Annotated in this window: 14 protein-coding genes and 1 pseudogene; 5 read left to right on the top strand and 10 right to left on the bottom strand. The window is 38.0% G+C overall.

The genetic code is table 11. The annotated features are described in order from the left end of the window. Nucleotides 1-22: 22 nt before the first annotated feature. The gene (locus V7137_RS25075) at nucleotides 23-1,363 is read right to left on the bottom strand and encodes a DUF4179 domain-containing protein (protein ID WP_335700594.1); all 1,341 of its coding nucleotides are present in this window, start codon (nucleotides 1,361-1,363) and stop codon (nucleotides 23-25) included. Then, the gene (locus V7137_RS25080; RefSeq protein WP_335700595.1) at nucleotides 1,341-1,877 is read right to left on the bottom strand and encodes a sigma-70 family RNA polymerase sigma factor; all 537 of its coding nucleotides are present in this window, start codon (nucleotides 1,875-1,877) and stop codon (nucleotides 1,341-1,343) included. Before V7137_RS25080 ends, V7137_RS25075 begins: the two co-directional genes overlap by 23 nt. Nucleotides 1,878-2,160: 283 nt before the next feature. Between V7137_RS25080 and V7137_RS25085 the strand changes: the two genes are divergently transcribed. Beyond that, nucleotides 2,161-3,681, top strand: coding sequence for a cache domain-containing protein (locus V7137_RS25085; RefSeq protein WP_335700596.1), 1,521 nt, complete (start codon nucleotides 2,161-2,163; stop codon nucleotides 3,679-3,681). A gap of 243 nt (nucleotides 3,682-3,924) precedes the next feature. On the opposite strand, the gene V7137_RS25090 is transcribed toward V7137_RS25085, so the two are convergent. Both V7137_RS25090 and V7137_RS25095 read right to left on the bottom strand, forming a co-directional pair. After that, nucleotides 3,925-5,169, bottom strand: coding sequence for an MFS transporter (locus V7137_RS25090; protein ID WP_335700597.1), 1,245 nt, complete (start codon nucleotides 5,167-5,169; stop codon nucleotides 3,925-3,927). Between the two features lie 284 nt (nucleotides 5,170-5,453). Continuing rightward, nucleotides 5,454-6,131, bottom strand: coding sequence for an AlkZ-related protein (locus tag V7137_RS25095; RefSeq protein ID WP_335700598.1), 678 nt, complete (start codon nucleotides 6,129-6,131; stop codon nucleotides 5,454-5,456). A 159-nt stretch (nucleotides 6,132-6,290) separates the two neighbouring features. Here V7137_RS25095 and V7137_RS25100 point away from each other — a divergent pair, with 159 nt between their 5' ends. Further along, nucleotides 6,291-7,634 carry an FAD-dependent oxidoreductase gene (locus V7137_RS25100; protein WP_335700599.1) on the top strand — a complete coding sequence of 448 codons (1,344 nt, stop codon included), beginning with the start codon at nucleotides 6,291-6,293 and terminating at the stop codon, nucleotides 7,632-7,634. Nucleotides 7,635-7,947: 313 nt separating this feature from the next. Further along, on the top strand, nucleotides 7,948-8,727 hold the full coding sequence (locus V7137_RS25105; RefSeq protein ID WP_335700600.1) for an alpha/beta hydrolase: 780 nt from the start codon (nucleotides 7,948-7,950) through the stop codon (nucleotides 8,725-8,727). Between the two features lie 192 nt (nucleotides 8,728-8,919). On the opposite strand, the gene V7137_RS25110 is transcribed toward V7137_RS25105, so the two are convergent. Continuing rightward, nucleotides 8,920-9,375, bottom strand: coding sequence for a DUF2269 family protein (locus V7137_RS25110; protein ID WP_335700601.1), 456 nt, complete (start codon nucleotides 9,373-9,375; stop codon nucleotides 8,920-8,922). 141 nt (nucleotides 9,376-9,516) lie between these two features. On the opposite strand from V7137_RS25110, the gene V7137_RS25115 reads away from it, so the two are divergent. Beyond that, nucleotides 9,517-9,744 (top strand): hypothetical protein, encoded by a 228-nt coding sequence (locus V7137_RS25115; protein WP_335700602.1) that lies wholly within the window; start codon nucleotides 9,517-9,519, stop codon nucleotides 9,742-9,744. 93 nt (nucleotides 9,745-9,837) lie between these two features. On the opposite strand, the gene V7137_RS25120 is transcribed toward V7137_RS25115, so the two are convergent. The 3 genes and pseudogenes from V7137_RS25120 to V7137_RS25130 form a co-directional block, all read right to left on the bottom strand. Next, complete coding sequence (locus V7137_RS25120) at nucleotides 9,838-11,256, bottom strand: tetratricopeptide repeat protein (RefSeq protein WP_335700603.1); 1,419 nt, start codon at nucleotides 11,254-11,256, stop codon at nucleotides 9,838-9,840. A 143-nt stretch (nucleotides 11,257-11,399) separates the two neighbouring features. Continuing rightward, complete coding sequence (locus V7137_RS25125) at nucleotides 11,400-11,972, bottom strand: GNAT family N-acetyltransferase (protein WP_335700607.1); 573 nt, start codon at nucleotides 11,970-11,972, stop codon at nucleotides 11,400-11,402. A 24-nt stretch (nucleotides 11,973-11,996) separates the two neighbouring features. Beyond that, a pseudogene (locus V7137_RS25130) lies at nucleotides 11,997-12,458 on the bottom strand (GNAT family N-acetyltransferase); the annotation flags it as partial. Between the two features lie 153 nt (nucleotides 12,459-12,611). Between V7137_RS25130 and V7137_RS25135 the strand changes: the two are divergent. Further along, nucleotides 12,612-12,953 (top strand): DUF3889 domain-containing protein, encoded by a 342-nt coding sequence (locus V7137_RS25135; protein ID WP_335700604.1) that lies wholly within the window; start codon nucleotides 12,612-12,614, stop codon nucleotides 12,951-12,953. A 28-nt stretch (nucleotides 12,954-12,981) separates the two neighbouring features. Here V7137_RS25135 and V7137_RS25140 read toward each other — a convergent pair whose 3' ends face one another. Both V7137_RS25140 and V7137_RS25145 read right to left on the bottom strand, forming a co-directional pair. Beyond that, nucleotides 12,982-13,650, bottom strand: coding sequence for an alpha/beta family hydrolase (locus V7137_RS25140; protein ID WP_335700605.1), 669 nt, complete (start codon nucleotides 13,648-13,650; stop codon nucleotides 12,982-12,984). 69 nt (nucleotides 13,651-13,719) lie between these two features. Then, nucleotides 13,720-14,535, bottom strand: coding sequence for a GNAT family N-acetyltransferase (locus tag V7137_RS25145; protein ID WP_335700606.1), 816 nt, complete (start codon nucleotides 14,533-14,535; stop codon nucleotides 13,720-13,722). Between the last annotated feature and the right edge of the window lie 44 nt (nucleotides 14,536-14,579).

Below are 14,579 nucleotides of genomic sequence, written 5' to 3' on the forward strand. Positions count from 1 at the left end.
CTTTTTATTTAGTACTTAAAGATTAGTCTACTTCAATTTTCACGGGGGCTAATTCTAGCGGCATATTCATCGCAAGTGACCCCAAATTGACTCTAACCATGTATTTATCTGGGTGAAACTCCCCTAAATTACTAATATCAAAAGTACTCCTGAAGCGTAATTTTTGCTTATCTAGTGTTTTAATCGTATGTTTCATTGGCTTTTCATATATTTCTTTTCTTGATTCCTTCACAAGTGTCACATCATTTCGAGCAAAATCATGAAAGAACATAAATTCTCTATCTCTTTTATCGTCATTTTTCACTTGAAAATCTATAGTGAAGGTTTTGTCTTTTAGAGTGATTTTTTCCAACAATACTGAAAGATTTTGTCTGTCCGACTTCACTTTAACAGGGATTTCCTTATCTAATGAAACAAATTGAAAGGGCTCCGAAATGGCTACTTGCGGACGAATTTCCACAAAACTCGTTTTGCCCTTTAACGGCTGTAATATATTCGTCCTCCCTTTTACTAGGATTGAATCCCCGGCCTTTTTCTTTTCAAGCCCCATGTCCGTTGTTAGATGAATTGGATTTCCTTTGTCATCATAGAGTTCAATCCTGACATCATCATGATTCCCTTCACTTGGAAGGGTTGCAGTATAATTAATTGCAGTTGAGGACTTTCCATAAATAACAGAATCAATCTGTACCTTAAAATCATCTTTTACACTATCTTTATTAATGAGTACAGTTTCATAGGGTAATTGCTTGATTGGAACATTAAATCTCCAAGAACCCTTTTTTTGACCTATACTTTTAAATTCTAATGGAAATGTTGTATCTGTAGGTAATGCTGATTTTGGATAACTCAGTTGGATATGCCCGGTAAACCCGTTCTCAACACGCTCCAAATGGACGATTTCTTTGGTTTCTTCAATCCGTTTGTCCCCATCAAATATCTCGTAAAAAGCAGCTAACCCTCCATCCTCATCCGCTTTTACGTTCCCTTTCACATCAAAAGTAACCCCAATAACAGCCCCATCAAAATAAGCACTCTTAATCGCTACATCTATCCCTTTATAGCTAGCAGTTTCTTTTAATTGGGTAATTAATTTTTGCGAAGCTAATTGTTCGCCTACTAAGTCTCTATAAAACCACCCCACCAGCGGCATCTCTGCCATTACTTTTGACATGGAAGGAAAAATAAACCCGGAAGAAATAAGGATTGCGGCTGCGGCGGCTGCCGAAAAAACAAAGACCCGTTTTTTCCGAGGGTTTTTAGCTAAATCAGCTTGTCTCACACCCATTTTAATGGCCCTTACTACATCCTCTTTTGGCACTTCAATCTTTTCATATTCCTTAGAAAAAAGGTTTTTCTCCATTGTAACTGACACCTCCTAATCGTTTTTTCAATTGATTTTTCCCGCGATAAAGATACGTCTTCACGGTATTCTCCGGGATATTCATCACTTTGGCCACTTCGCTTATCGGCAAATCCTGATAGTAAAATAGAATCACCGCATTCCTATAATGCTCATTTAATCTGTCGATGGCTTCTGCTAAATCTAAGGCCTCATCACGTCTCTCCTCTTTCACTGGTAACATTTCAATAAAATCCTCTACTGGTATTTCTTTCTTTTTCTTTTTCAAGACATCATAGGCGCAGTGGATAATTATTTTGGTTAACCAAGTTAAAAAATATCTTTCCTCTCGTAATTGTCCTACTGCTAAAAATGCTTTATAGGCGGTTTCTTGAACAACATCTAGCGCATCTTCACGATTCCCAACGTAGAGGTACGCGGTCCGATACAATTGATCGCTATGTAAGATTAACAACTCTTCAAAGGCCTTCTTATTGCCCTTTATCGCTTTTTTTATCAGTTTTATTTCCTTCAATTTCTAACCTCCTTTCACTAATTAGAGAAGAGAGTACACAAAAAAGTTTCAAATTTTTTTAATGATAGTGTAACTATAGAAGTTAATGGAAGGTGGGCCCATACAGTTGGCTTGTCATTGCACTTCTTGGAGTAATTAATAAAACGGAATAGGATAAAGGAACAACACCTTAAAATAAAGGAAGTTGAATAAAATTCCCAAAAATAAACAACGCAAGGTATATTCCATTGCTAAAAAAAATAGTAGAATAATGATAAACAAATTTTTGAGGAGTAGATTCAACTTGGTTGCAGTTAGAGTGCTTTCATCAATCCTGAAGAATAAATTTTTAATCTATCTACTACTCACTTTGATCCCCACAGTCGCAATCAGTTCGGTCTTAGCACAACACCGGGTAAAAGTATTGGAAGATCAAAATAAAAATAAAGCCGAAGATTATGCTAACTTTCACACAATGAATATTGAAAATTTCTTTAACGAAACGGTTGGCAGATTAGAGATGCTCGCTTCTTCGCTTAAGTTTCAGAATACCAGCTTAGAAAATTTAGAAACGTTACTTCGAGAAACAACAGGAAAAGATCCTCGTCTTTCCGGTTTCTTTTGGACTAACAGTAATGGTGACTTACTAATCAGCACGAATACAAATTCTAAAAATATAAATGTGAGCGATCGACCTTATTTTCAGCGTGCCATAAAGACAGAGAAAACAAGTTTTTCTGACGTACACATCGGCCGAGTCACTGGCAGGCATGTCATCACCATTGCCACTCCCATTGTCGACCATGGAAAAATTCAGGGTGTTCTTGTTGCCAGTTTGCGTATGGACAAAATTGAAGAAGCCATAAAAAACCTGGTTACAGATGAAATGGTCATCGTCATGGATGATTCTAACAAAGTATTATTTAAAGCAGGCTCCATCCCTGAAGAAAACGCGATAAAATACAGCATGAAAATGGCCAATGTACCGTGGACGATTTCAGTCCTAGTCCAATCTGGGAATCGGCTAGCTTTTTGGAAACCATTTTTAAAATATATGATCATCTTTCTAACCATTTCAAATATCGTCTTTTTATGGGCACAATATTTTCTTTTAAAAAAGAAAGTAAAAAGGGAACAGGCCCAAACGGAACATCATAAGTTAGAATTAATCGGGAAGCTTGCGGCAAGTACAGCCCATGAAATACGGAATCCATTAACCGGTATAAAAGGCTTAATAAAACTGTTAAGCGAGGAATATCACGATCAAAAGGCCCAATCCTATTTCGATGTGATTCAAACAGAAATCGATCGGATCAATGTCATTGTTAGTGAATTGCTTGTTCTAGGGAAACCGACTGCTCACACACTAAAAACTGATAATGTTAATAACATCGTTGCTGAAATTGAGCCGATTATTCATTCCGAAGCCAATTTTATGAATGTAGAGTTAACCATCCATTATTGCAAGGAAAGTCTGCTTGTTTCTTGTGTCAAAGACCATCTCAAGCAAGTTATTCTTAACTTAACCAAGAACTCTTTGCAAGCTATGCCTTATGGAGGGAAACTTTCTATTACTCTAGAGAAGCTAAAAGATAATTGTTTGATTACCGTATCGGATAATGGAGTTGGGATGCAGCTAGATCAAATAAACCAAGCATTTAACCCATTCTTCACATTAAAGAAAGATGGTTCTGGCCTAGGTCTAACCGTCTGCAAACGAATAATCGACTCCTATGGCGGGAACATTTTTATTAAAAGTGTACCCAATGAAGGAACACGAGTAAAAATTACTTTGCCATTAGTAGTCGACAGGGACAGTTATTAAAAAATCGTAGTGAGCCACTACGATTTTTTTTACTGCCTTGGCGCTCAAATGCCCCTATCATCAAAAAAAGCACTATTCCACTGAATAGCGCCTTATCTTTATACTTGAATTTAGTGATCCTTTGAAAAAGGAAAATACACATCAATATTGTAATCGATATCATCCCTTTTTAATATAGGATTCTATGACAGTTTATGCACAAAAAAGGCTGCCCTATGTAAAGAGCAGCCTTGCTGTACTTCATTAAGCTTCTTCGCTTTTTTTCAAAATTGGGAGGGATCGTTTGAAAAGAGGAACTAGAATTATAACCCCCACGATAAAAAGGAAGGCAGAGGCTTCATACATCGTGACAAGCGAAAAGGTTTTTTTCAGCCAGCCGCTCGCACTCATGGTAATGACCATTGTTCCCATAAACATCGGGTTTAATATCCCATTAACCCGCCCAATAAAAGCTTCATCTGTATTTTGCAAAATCATCGTATTAATTCCAATATGAATACAAGGCATAAACAAACCGCTAATAAATTGTGCGGTCAATGTCAGCCACAACTGTTCTGATAGCCCCATCACAATAAATCCTAGAGCTGAGGCGCTCATTCCTATCGCAAGCAAGATTTGTGGAGGAGTCTTTTTGGCTAATCCCATAATGAGGCCCCCACCTAAAATCATCCCCGCTCCAAATGCCGCCATCAACCATTGCAGGTCCTCTTTTGGTAAACCAAGTTTTTCCGTAATGAGGAATACAGAAAGTGGCTGCGTCAGCCCTAATCCTAACCCTGCTGCTGCAAAACAGCCGCCAAGCAAAGTTAGCGCCCGGCTGTTCCAAACATAGCTGAAACCTGCCTTCATTTCCTCCATAAGTGTGGTTTTTACAGCGTTTTCCTCGATTTCTCGGTCAGGTGGGAGCATAAATAGAATCGCTGCCGAGAGCATAAAAGCAATCCCCATCACAGCGATGGCTGCACTTATGCCGTAATGCTGATAAACAAAAGTACCAATAATCGGCCCTAAAATCATAAACAAAGCAAACACCGTTTGGTACATCGACATCCCCATCTGAATAAGTTCTTCTTTTACATGAAGCTTGAAAAGTTTCATTCCAGAAGGCTGGGAAAACTGGGAAAGAATCGATGAAACAAGTGTCGCAAAGAAAATAACCTTCCAGCTGCCAAATACTAATGTTAGCAATACAATAAAGATGGACATCGCACTAAGGAAGTCGCACCAAATCATTGTACGCTTCGGCATCCACCTGTCTGCGAAAGTGCCTCCAATAAAGGAAAATAAAAAGATTGGCGCAAATTCTGCAACTGAAATCAGTGAGACGGCAACGGGATCTTCATTTGTCTGCTCAATGACAAATAATAAAATGGAATAGTTACGTACCCAGATACCGATTTGTAGGAATAAGGTCGAGAGCAAGATGGTACGGATAACTCGATTACGAAATAAATCCCCCATGGTAATGTTTGTTTTTGTTTCTTCCATAAAAAAACCTCCTTATCCATTCATCTGGACAGGAGGCAGTTCAGCACAAAAGGACACAGTACACCAAGTACCGTTTACTCCCTTTTGTCTATAAAAGCCCGCACTAACCCTATCCAGAAATATGTTCGTTTAATAATCCGAATTTTTTTCTTTTAATAGGTTTAGTGAATCATTGGCTTTAAGGTCACCCTTTCAATTATCGTAGTTCCCATATTACTGGATTCAACTCGAAGAATCAAGAGCGAAGTTTGTCATAACGTGTTACCAATGATAATCATCTGAACCTAAAACTGAAATATTTTTCCTAAAGCCTTCAAAGACTCGGGACTGCCTATCTTAACAAAATGGTTTTTTAGCTTATCTTTTGCTTCTTCCATTTCGATCCCATATAAATCAACAACATTATTTTTTGACCAATAGTCAAGTGTTTCAAAGGAAGTACTGCTCCAGCCGTTCTTCTCACCGGAGGCGTTTATTTTCTCCTTGGTCCCTGAGACGACAATATCCATTGAGCCTTGTAATTCTAACAACGCCTGATCAAACGGCTTTTTCTTTTCTTTATCCTTCATACCTGCCTTGGCCCTTAACACTCTAGTGTCGATGCCCTCTTCCTCGCTAATTAGGGTATATAACTCTAAGGCCTCCCTTGAAATAAGACCATCCTTATACCGTTTCGATACTGATTCTTTTGACCCTAAGATCGTCTTTACCAAGGGGAGGATCTCACCGGAGATTAACACTGATTTTTTCTTAATAAACTTTCCGTAAGCTGCGACTCCATCAACAGGGAACTGTGCCCTCCATAACCATGGATCATTTTCTGAACCCGTATGCCACTGTTCCTTCGATGTAATGCGATCAAGCGAAGGATATTGAGGAATAAGTGGCGAAAGAGGCAATAAACCTACTTCCTTAATAACCTTAACTGATTCCTCATATGTACTAATTTGATAATCTACCAAGCCAACCAATCTCCTTTGATTCCGAATATCTCTTTATTTACTTCCCTATTAGTTTAGGTAAATCCTCCACTTTCTAAACTCATAGGAACCATAAAAATAATGATATAATACTAAACATTAAATATATCGTGCAAATAGTATTATCGGGGGTTTCTAGGAATGTCAACAACTAAAAGTTTTCTAGGAGAAAAAGCACTGGTAATCGGTGGAAGCATTGCTGGGTTACTCGCTGCAAGGGTTCTGTCTGATTTCTACGAAGAAGTTTTGCTTATCGAAAAGGACCAAATGGGTAAAAAGGAGTGGACCAGAACTGGTGTACCACAAGGTTCCCATGGACACGCTCTTTTAAAAAGCGGAGAGGAGATTCTCACTGAACTTTTTCCAGGGATTGTGGATGAACTAATCGCGGATGGATCAGTAAAATCAGATTTTGCTAGTGAACTGGCATGGAATCACCATGGCTGCTGGAAAGTGAAATTTCATGCTGGCATATCTATCATTCAACAAAGCAGACCCTTTCTTGAATGGCATATTAAGCAGAGACTAGAGAGGATTCCAAATATAAACTTTTTATATGGCGGCAAAGTGAAAAAGCTGCTGACCAATCAAGATAATACCAGTGTAACTGGAGTGGAAGTGCAAATTCAAGAAGGAGCCGTCAACCTACATAGAGCTGATTTGGTAGTGGATGCGTCAGGTGCTGGGTCAAATACATGTTTTTGGCTGAAACAATTAGGTTACGACGCCCCTCCAAAAACCGAAGTAAAGGTTGACCTTTTCTATGCTAGTCGGATTTATAGCACCCTTTCTCCCAAGGATTACGACTGGGGTAGTTTGCTGGTTTATCCAAATCCTCCAATCCAAACCCATGGCGGGGGAATTTTCCCGATTGAAAATCAGCGCTGGATGGTCACACTACTTGGTTATGGCGTGGATTCACCGCCAATGACAGAAGAGAAATTTATCAAGTATGCCAATAGCCTCGAGCAGCCAGATGTGTATGAAGCCATAAAAAACGGAACGCCTGATACCGATGTCAGTGTTTATCGTTTTCCGGCATTACGCCGCTTTCATTATGAAAAGTTAGAACGGATTCCCAATGGACTCATTGTTATGGGTGATGCCTTTTGCCGGATAGATCCTGTTTTTGGTCAAGGTATGAGCATTGCAGCATTTGAAGCAATGGCTTTGAAAAAGGAACTGCAAAAAGCGTTACAAAAAAAGAAACGCACACAAATTTCGAAAAATGCGCATCGAAGATTCAGTAAAATTATTGATGTCCCCTGGTTAATTGCCCTTACCGAAGATTTTCGTTTCACCCATACCGTCGGTGCACAACCTTTTGGTTTAGGTTTCCTTAAGTGGTATGTAAAAAAGGTGATTTTAGCCTGTGCATCCAATCAAAAAGTATACGGGAGGTTAATCAATGTTTTACAGCTAAAAGCCCATCCGATTAGCTTATTCACACTTTCTACCTTAAAAGCAGTCTTCGTTAGAAAGTAAATTTAAAAGACTAGAAGATATTTTCTGAAATTACATGATATCTTCTAGCCTTCGATTCAGATTATTGGATGATGACCAAATCCTTTTTTATAGGAATACGTTCATCCCGTTGAGGTCCGCATTTCTCTTTTATTTTGAAACATTCCTCGTAAAATTTCTGTGGTTCCACAAAGTTAGGTTCTAAAAAACACACTATCCCACAATGTTCCAAACATATTTTACAGCTCATTCATTTTTCGAAATAAAATTTAACGAATTAAATGAAAATTATGGTAAATTTAGAGAGAATATTCTTTAGAAGTAGGTGGACGACTTGTTAGAAAAATTCTCTTTGTATATGAACTCTTTCAAGCAAGAAAGATTGATAAGAGTATACCTGCCTGATAGCTATATAGAGGGAAATAAGAGATTTCCGGTATTGTATATGCATGATGGACAAAATGTTTTTGAAGATGAGGGTGACATTAAAGGGGTATCTCTAGGAATGAAAGAGTACTTAGACAAAAGTGGACTAGAGATAATGGTTGTGGCAATTGATTTAAATCCTGAAGGGGAAGAACGGGTTAACGAATACTGCCCATGGGTCAATGGTGAAGTAAGCAAACAAATCTTAGGCTATGCCAGTCCTTCAGGAGGCCGCGGTAAAGAATATATCGATTTTATTGTGAATGAACTGAAACCATTCATTGACGAGAAGTACCGAACCCTTGAAAATCATACATCAATGGCTGGAATATCATTAGGTGGATTAATCTCCACTTATGCTGCCTGCCGTTACCCGCATATTTTTAAACGAATCGCTGCTTTATCACCTGGATTTTACCGAAACCAAGAGGAAATCGAAAACCTATTAAGGACCTCCGACTTATCTGAAATCGAAAAGTTTTACATGGATTTTGGCACGAAAGAAGTTGGTGCGGATGAAGAAATGAATCAAGTCTTTCTTAATCTGACCAACCGTGTCTACGAGATAGCGAACGAAAAAATGACCGATTTTCACTTTCAGCTTATCGAGGATGCGGAACATGCATATATTTTCTTTAGAGAAAGAATTCCTGCCGTACTATCCTACTTGTATTCAGATAATAGATAAATTTAAGAAGAAAGGTATGGCTGATAAATGGCCATACCTTTCTTGTTCGTTACACTTTAATGGTGTTCCATTCATTGACTGTATCTTTCACTAATTGTATAAAGGCGTCCTTTTCCTCTATGAATGAAGAATGGGCCAATTTCTCAAACCATACCCACCATGTGAAAACTTCACATGGTGCCTGACACCCAATTAGAACGGTTTTAAGATCATTAGGGAGATGATGATGATAAAGATTACATTTTCCAGGTTTTCAAATCGAAAGAGTATTTTTGATAAGTTCCAATATTCTTCGGGTATTTCTTCACCTTTATGGGATTCTAGTAGTGCTTTAACAGGTTTGGACCTAGGTGATAAGACAAGTGGACCAATGGCAAGGGCTGCCAAAAAAAGAATCAGACTTGTTACATACCATCCCATCTTAAAGAGACTTGGGTTGAGGAAACCCATACTTAGCCCTGTAAGTAGCAGGAGAATGCCGCCAATCATGACAATGATATGCAGCCTATGCCTAATACTATAGGAATGTCTTAATTCGGTCATATTTTTTCCAGATTTGACCACTGTCGTTAAGATGAAACCGGGACCCATCCCTAGGATGGCTGAAAATATATGTATAAAAACAAGGATTTTATAGAAAGACAACATACTTGCCAACCTCCATTCACTCCAATCCTCATTTTATCATATTCTTATTTAATATATTAACGTGAAATATACTGCATTTGAATAAACAATTTAATAAAGTGAACCCTATTTACATAAAGAATATGACAAAGGAGCAAATCCGTGGAACCTTATGAAATTGTAAATATGATTATAGATAAAGAGCCATATGACCAAGAGGAAGTAACTGCTGATTTTACTTATCAGCATCAAGATTATAGTATTACCTTTAAAAAAGGAGACCTCGAAGTAGTGAATGCCTGGGTTTTTAAGAATGGTACGTCATTGCCAGCTAATTTATCCGAGAATATGATCGAATTCATTAGAGAAGATGTTAAGAACAGAATTTAATTTATTGATTAACACGTATAACAAACACGAAAGGTCATCAGGAAGACACGTCTGATGACCCTTTTTTGCCCTATTTTGGCAGATGATATGACATCATCCAGTTTCTTGACTACCTTTTAGTTGAGTAAAAACCTTTTGATAAGCTGCCGCTTCTTGTACCATACCTTTTGATTGATACATTTTACTGATTTTCCGAACAGGAGAAGGATCTTGCGGCTGTAGTTCCATTTCCCAAAAGAAACATTCAATCGCTTGGTCGAATTGTTTAAACTCCGCATAATAATCACCTAATTCCATCATCCGATCGGGATTCTCTAATAATTCAACCATTTCACTTATCTTCCTAATCACGTCTAGACCGGGAATAACCTTTTGAATAGGGATTAGTTTTTCATGAACGGATTTAAGATCATGCTCTTTAAGAAGGATTTCAGCAAATTGAAAGACCTTATGTTCATATTGTTTCGTTTTCTCTTCGTGAGGAAGGTGCTGCAATAACTTAATGAATTGATCAAAATGTGCAATAGCAAATTTCGGATCAGAATGTTCCCATATTTCAAGGAGACCGGCATCGTATGTGGCTGGCAGGTCATCGATAAAGCTTAATAAGCATAAGGCCGCTTTCTCATACTTACCTGCTAGAAGCATTTTTTTGATATTAGATTTTGAATCAGGCAGCGCTTGAAACGGATTGATGTTGAGTTCAGCTAAAATCAGCATCCATTCTTCCATCGTCACAAAACGTAACGCGATGCTCGTATACCTTTCAATGGATTTAGTCTCTTTGAGTTTCTCTGCATTTTCTAACCATAGCAATAATACATCTATTCCGTCTTGTTTACTCAATATTTCTTCTAATACTATTCGGAAATCTGGATTTGTTCGGTTTTTGAAGCAATGTAATTCAACATATAGAGGGTCCTTTGTTAAGATGGCAGGTAAACTTGAGGAATGATAATAATGTTGGTATGAACTAAATTCGTGAGAGGCCAAACGTTCTTGTGCAGATTTTAATGTCGGTGCGAACTCAGCTAACAATTGAATGATTTGAAAGGATTTCATAAATTTACCGTTTCTTCTTAAGTGGAAGTAGACCTTGTCAATGGTCTTGATGAGTTGTTCTTTTTCAAAAAAAGAGTCAAGTGTGGTCAGAATATAGACCATTTCCTGTGGTGAATAATGGAGTTGTAGATGAGAAAAAAGGTTGCTTTTATTCGGAATAGTGACGGTTACCTCGGGGATTAATCCACGTAAGATTGGATTCGGGGATTCAATAAGGATTCCTTCCTGAAAGGCTTTATTGATAAATGTTCCTACTTCAACATGGTCAAGTTTCCCACCAAAGATAAGAGAATGCTTATAAAAAATTAGATAATAACTTTCATGGTCAGCAGTACTGACCTCAATTACTTTACTGTGTGCAAATACAACTGTCCTTATTACATCTCCATTTACGGTATGTTTTTTATCTTTTATGGAAATTTCGGTTGGCAATATTTCTTTTTTATCCATTTCACTTTTGCCCCCTATCAAAATATACCTATATTAAGACAATTTACTTTCGTGACTATATTATAACATATCGAAAAAAAGAGGTCCTTCAGGCAGGGCCTCTCTTTTGAATTACGTCGTCATTTATATCGATTACTAAGCCCCTAATCATTCGGGTTAATAATCGCCATTACCTGATGGTCTTCCCATTTCCCGTTGATTTTCACATTTTTCAAAGCTAAACCTTCTTGATGAAAACCGGATTTCTCCAACACCCGAATCGAACCAATATTGTGTGGCATGACCCCTGCCTCTATCCGGTGTAATTTCAATTCCTTAAATGCATAGTCCACAAGCAGTTTCACTGCCTCAGTCGTGTATCCTTTCCCATTTTGCTTCTTATCTAAAAAATATCCGATGAATGCACTTTGAAGTGAGCCTCTGAGAACTTGAAAAAGATTTATGGTCCCAATTAACCCTCCCTCATTTTTAAAAATTCCAAACGAATAGCTTTGATCATTGCTGCTATCTTTTTGATACGCCTGTATCCGCTGCAGCTGAGTGTCGACCGTATAGAAATCTTTATTCCGCTCCATCGAAAACTTTTCGAAAAAATGCCGATTGTCTGTCTGTAATTGAAGAAGTGGGACTGCGTCTTCCTCAGAAAATGGTCGAATGTAAATATTTTCACTTTTAAAAATGGACTCTTCACTCGTTGATTTCAAATGTAACACCATATGCAGGTCATTATAAGTGACATCATTATCTTTAATGGCGTTTTCCTCAAACCCATACACTTGAAAACCTAGTTTACAATAAAGTTGCTTCGCTTTTTCATTGCTTGCCATTACAGATAAATTTATTTTCTCAATCGCTTTAATCGATTTGGCTTTATTAATCGCTTCCGTCATTAATGCTTTTCCCACGCCGAAGCCTTGTTTTTTAGGTGTAACATACATCGCATATATATTGGCCCGATGCTGGATTTTCTCGGCAGTTTCGCGCAGCAATGTGACTACTCCAATTAGTTCATTATTTTCATATGCCCCGAATGTATAGTTTCCTTCAGCGGAAAAATTGTGGGCAACTTGAGCAATTGGATTTTCTCTTTTTATCGCATCTCCATAGCTCGTTAAAAATGCTTCTGGATTTTGCTTTAGTGCTTCCAGTCTTAGCTCCCAATAGCTTTCTGCATCAGATGCATCTAGTAATTTAATATTCAAACTAATCCCCTCACCTATACAAATTTGCTTCTCGTATGAAAAAAACTAAATTATTTATTGTACAAATTTAACAATGATACTGTTTCATGAAAACTACATAAGTTAATTCTTGAAATGAAATGATAAGAACAAAAACAAAGAGGGTTATAATTTATGAAAAAGCTTTTAATTAGTTTATTGATTACCATGTTTGTCTTTTCAGGAAATGTAAATCCGCTGCCAGCTATGAATAAAGTCTCTGCACAACAAAAACCGATACCTCCCTATGCAAAATGGGGTACTCTTGCCTTAGAAAAAACTCATGAAAAGTACCCGCACGCCAAAATCGTTGACTATCTTCACATCGGAAGGACGAGTGGTCCGCAAACCTCCACCGAGAAGTTCAAGCTTTGGTTAAAAGATAATAATACGGAATTCGGGGTTTACGTTAATATCGAATTTAATAAGCAGACTGAAAAGGTCGTGAAAGTCACTTTTCAGGAGACATCAAGATAGACTTTAATCCGGAAAAATCAAAAAAGTTTCAAATCCTATGACTCCGGATAAAGTCTTGAACCGAATCAACCATTATCTTTACGGCTTCAATACTTGCGGAAACATCCCCTTGTATCTCTAAACTATGGTCAGCACCGGGAATGATAACAGTGGAAATATGTTCATTCTTCTTCAGTGCAGTGACTCGTTCGTTGATAAAGTGATGGTCCTGATCTCCGATAATGCATAGAGATGGCAGTTCAGTTTTCACTAGTGTCTCATAAACATTGTCCTCTTTTAAAAGCGGGGTTAACCAAATGCCAAACGGATTCTGAATGAAATTCTTGTGTGTCCACTCCAGTGCCATTGGTATCGTTCCAATCGATTTACATAGAAGAAAACATTGCTCATAATTCGTGCCAGTTAAAATTTCTTCCACAACAGCCTTTACATCTTCATACATCCAACGATCCTGTTTTTCCTTGCTAAGTCTTGTAAAATGTTCATTCTTCGCAAACTGATAATTAACATGGAGAATATCTATCTGGTGATTCAAGCACATGCTGGTTGCGTAATGAAAAAGCGGCCGCTGGGTAGTATAGCCAAGGCCAGGAAGCATGATACAGATGCTTTTGTTTCCTTTTTCATTATGAATCCATGTATAAGGAATGGTTGAGTAACCATTTCTAACTACCTGACCGTCTTTAAATTGATACAATCTATTCACCTCATGGATTTGTTCTTTTTAAAGTGACCGTCTTCTCTTTTATGAGTATCTCGAGATTAGCTAACGAAGAAAATTGATCTCGGTAATCTTCCCGCTTTTTAGAAAACCAATATTTTGATACACCTTATTCGAATCGGGGTTACTAATATCTGCATATAACATCGGGACTAACTGTTCTTTTTCTAAGTTAGTACAAAGGGCTGCAACAATTGAACTGGCATAACCGTTTTTCCGCTGCTCGATTGGAGTAAATACCGCATTTATCCGTGCATGTCTTGGTGAACGGTGGGAGTTATTCGCCATCGAAACAGGCTTTCCATCTACACACCAAAGATAAAGCCCTCCCGCCTCAATCATTCCTTTAGCCTTCGAAATCTGAGTTTCCGAGTCAACCGGACTTCTGAACGCATCTCTAAGAAAACCAGCCAGGTAATCAGCAACCAGCTCAATATCTTCATGCCTAGCCTTCCGACATTCTCCAGCAACATTCTTGGGGATGATTACGTTTGGACAACAGTAAGATTCCATTGTCATATCTATTTGGCAACGAACAGGATTCATTTTTGAAAAAGCTTCAGCAAACTCCCCAGAAATAAGTGGATCAGAGGCAACCCCTGGCAGCGGAACATCTTTTAACACACTGGCAAGTTCATGAATCAAAACCTTCCGTTCTTCTCTATTAACCTCTTTTGAAATCCATAACCATCCTTTTTGTTTTGGCGTTTGGGCAAAGATCATTTTTCCATCTTCTGTTTTGAGGCATAAGGCATCGCTGCCTTCACAGATCCGATGAAACAAATTGTATTGCACTTCATCAGAAATAAATGCGCTCCCTTTCGCCATCGCAGCATCACGAGGAAGAAGCTTTGTGAACATACTATAACCCTCCTTAAATACCATTTTAAAAAATTCGTGAAGAC

The sequence above is a fragment of the Neobacillus drentensis genome, from assembly GCF_036962765.1.
GTDB lineage: Bacteria > Bacillota > Bacilli > Bacillales > Cytobacillaceae > Neobacillus > Neobacillus drentensis_C.

Coding starts and splice junctions, on each gene's coding strand:
- V7137_RS25075 (WP_335700594.1), bottom strand. CDS start 1,363: ATGGAGAAAAACCTTTTTTCTAAGGAATATGAAAAGATTGAAGTGCCA.
- V7137_RS25090 (WP_335700597.1), bottom strand. CDS start 5,169: ATGGAAGAAACAAAAACAAACATTACCATGGGGGATTTATTTCGTAAT.
- V7137_RS25100 (WP_335700599.1), top strand. CDS start 6,291: ATGTCAACAACTAAAAGTTTTCTAGGAGAAAAAGCACTGGTAATCGGT.
- V7137_RS25110 (WP_335700601.1), bottom strand. CDS start 9,375: ATGTTGTCTTTCTATAAAATCCTTGTTTTTATACATATATTTTCAGCC.
- V7137_RS25120 (WP_335700603.1), bottom strand. CDS start 11,256: ATGGATAAAAAAGAAATATTGCCAACCGAAATTTCCATAAAAGATAAA.
- V7137_RS25125 (WP_335700607.1), bottom strand. CDS start 11,972: ATGGTGTTACATTTGAAATCAACGAGTGAAGAGTCCATTTTTAAAAGT.
- V7137_RS25135 (WP_335700604.1), top strand. CDS start 12,612: ATGAAAAAGCTTTTAATTAGTTTATTGATTACCATGTTTGTCTTTTCA.
- V7137_RS25145 (WP_335700606.1), bottom strand. CDS start 14,535: ATGTTCACAAAGCTTCTTCCTCGTGATGCTGCGATGGCGAAAGGGAGC.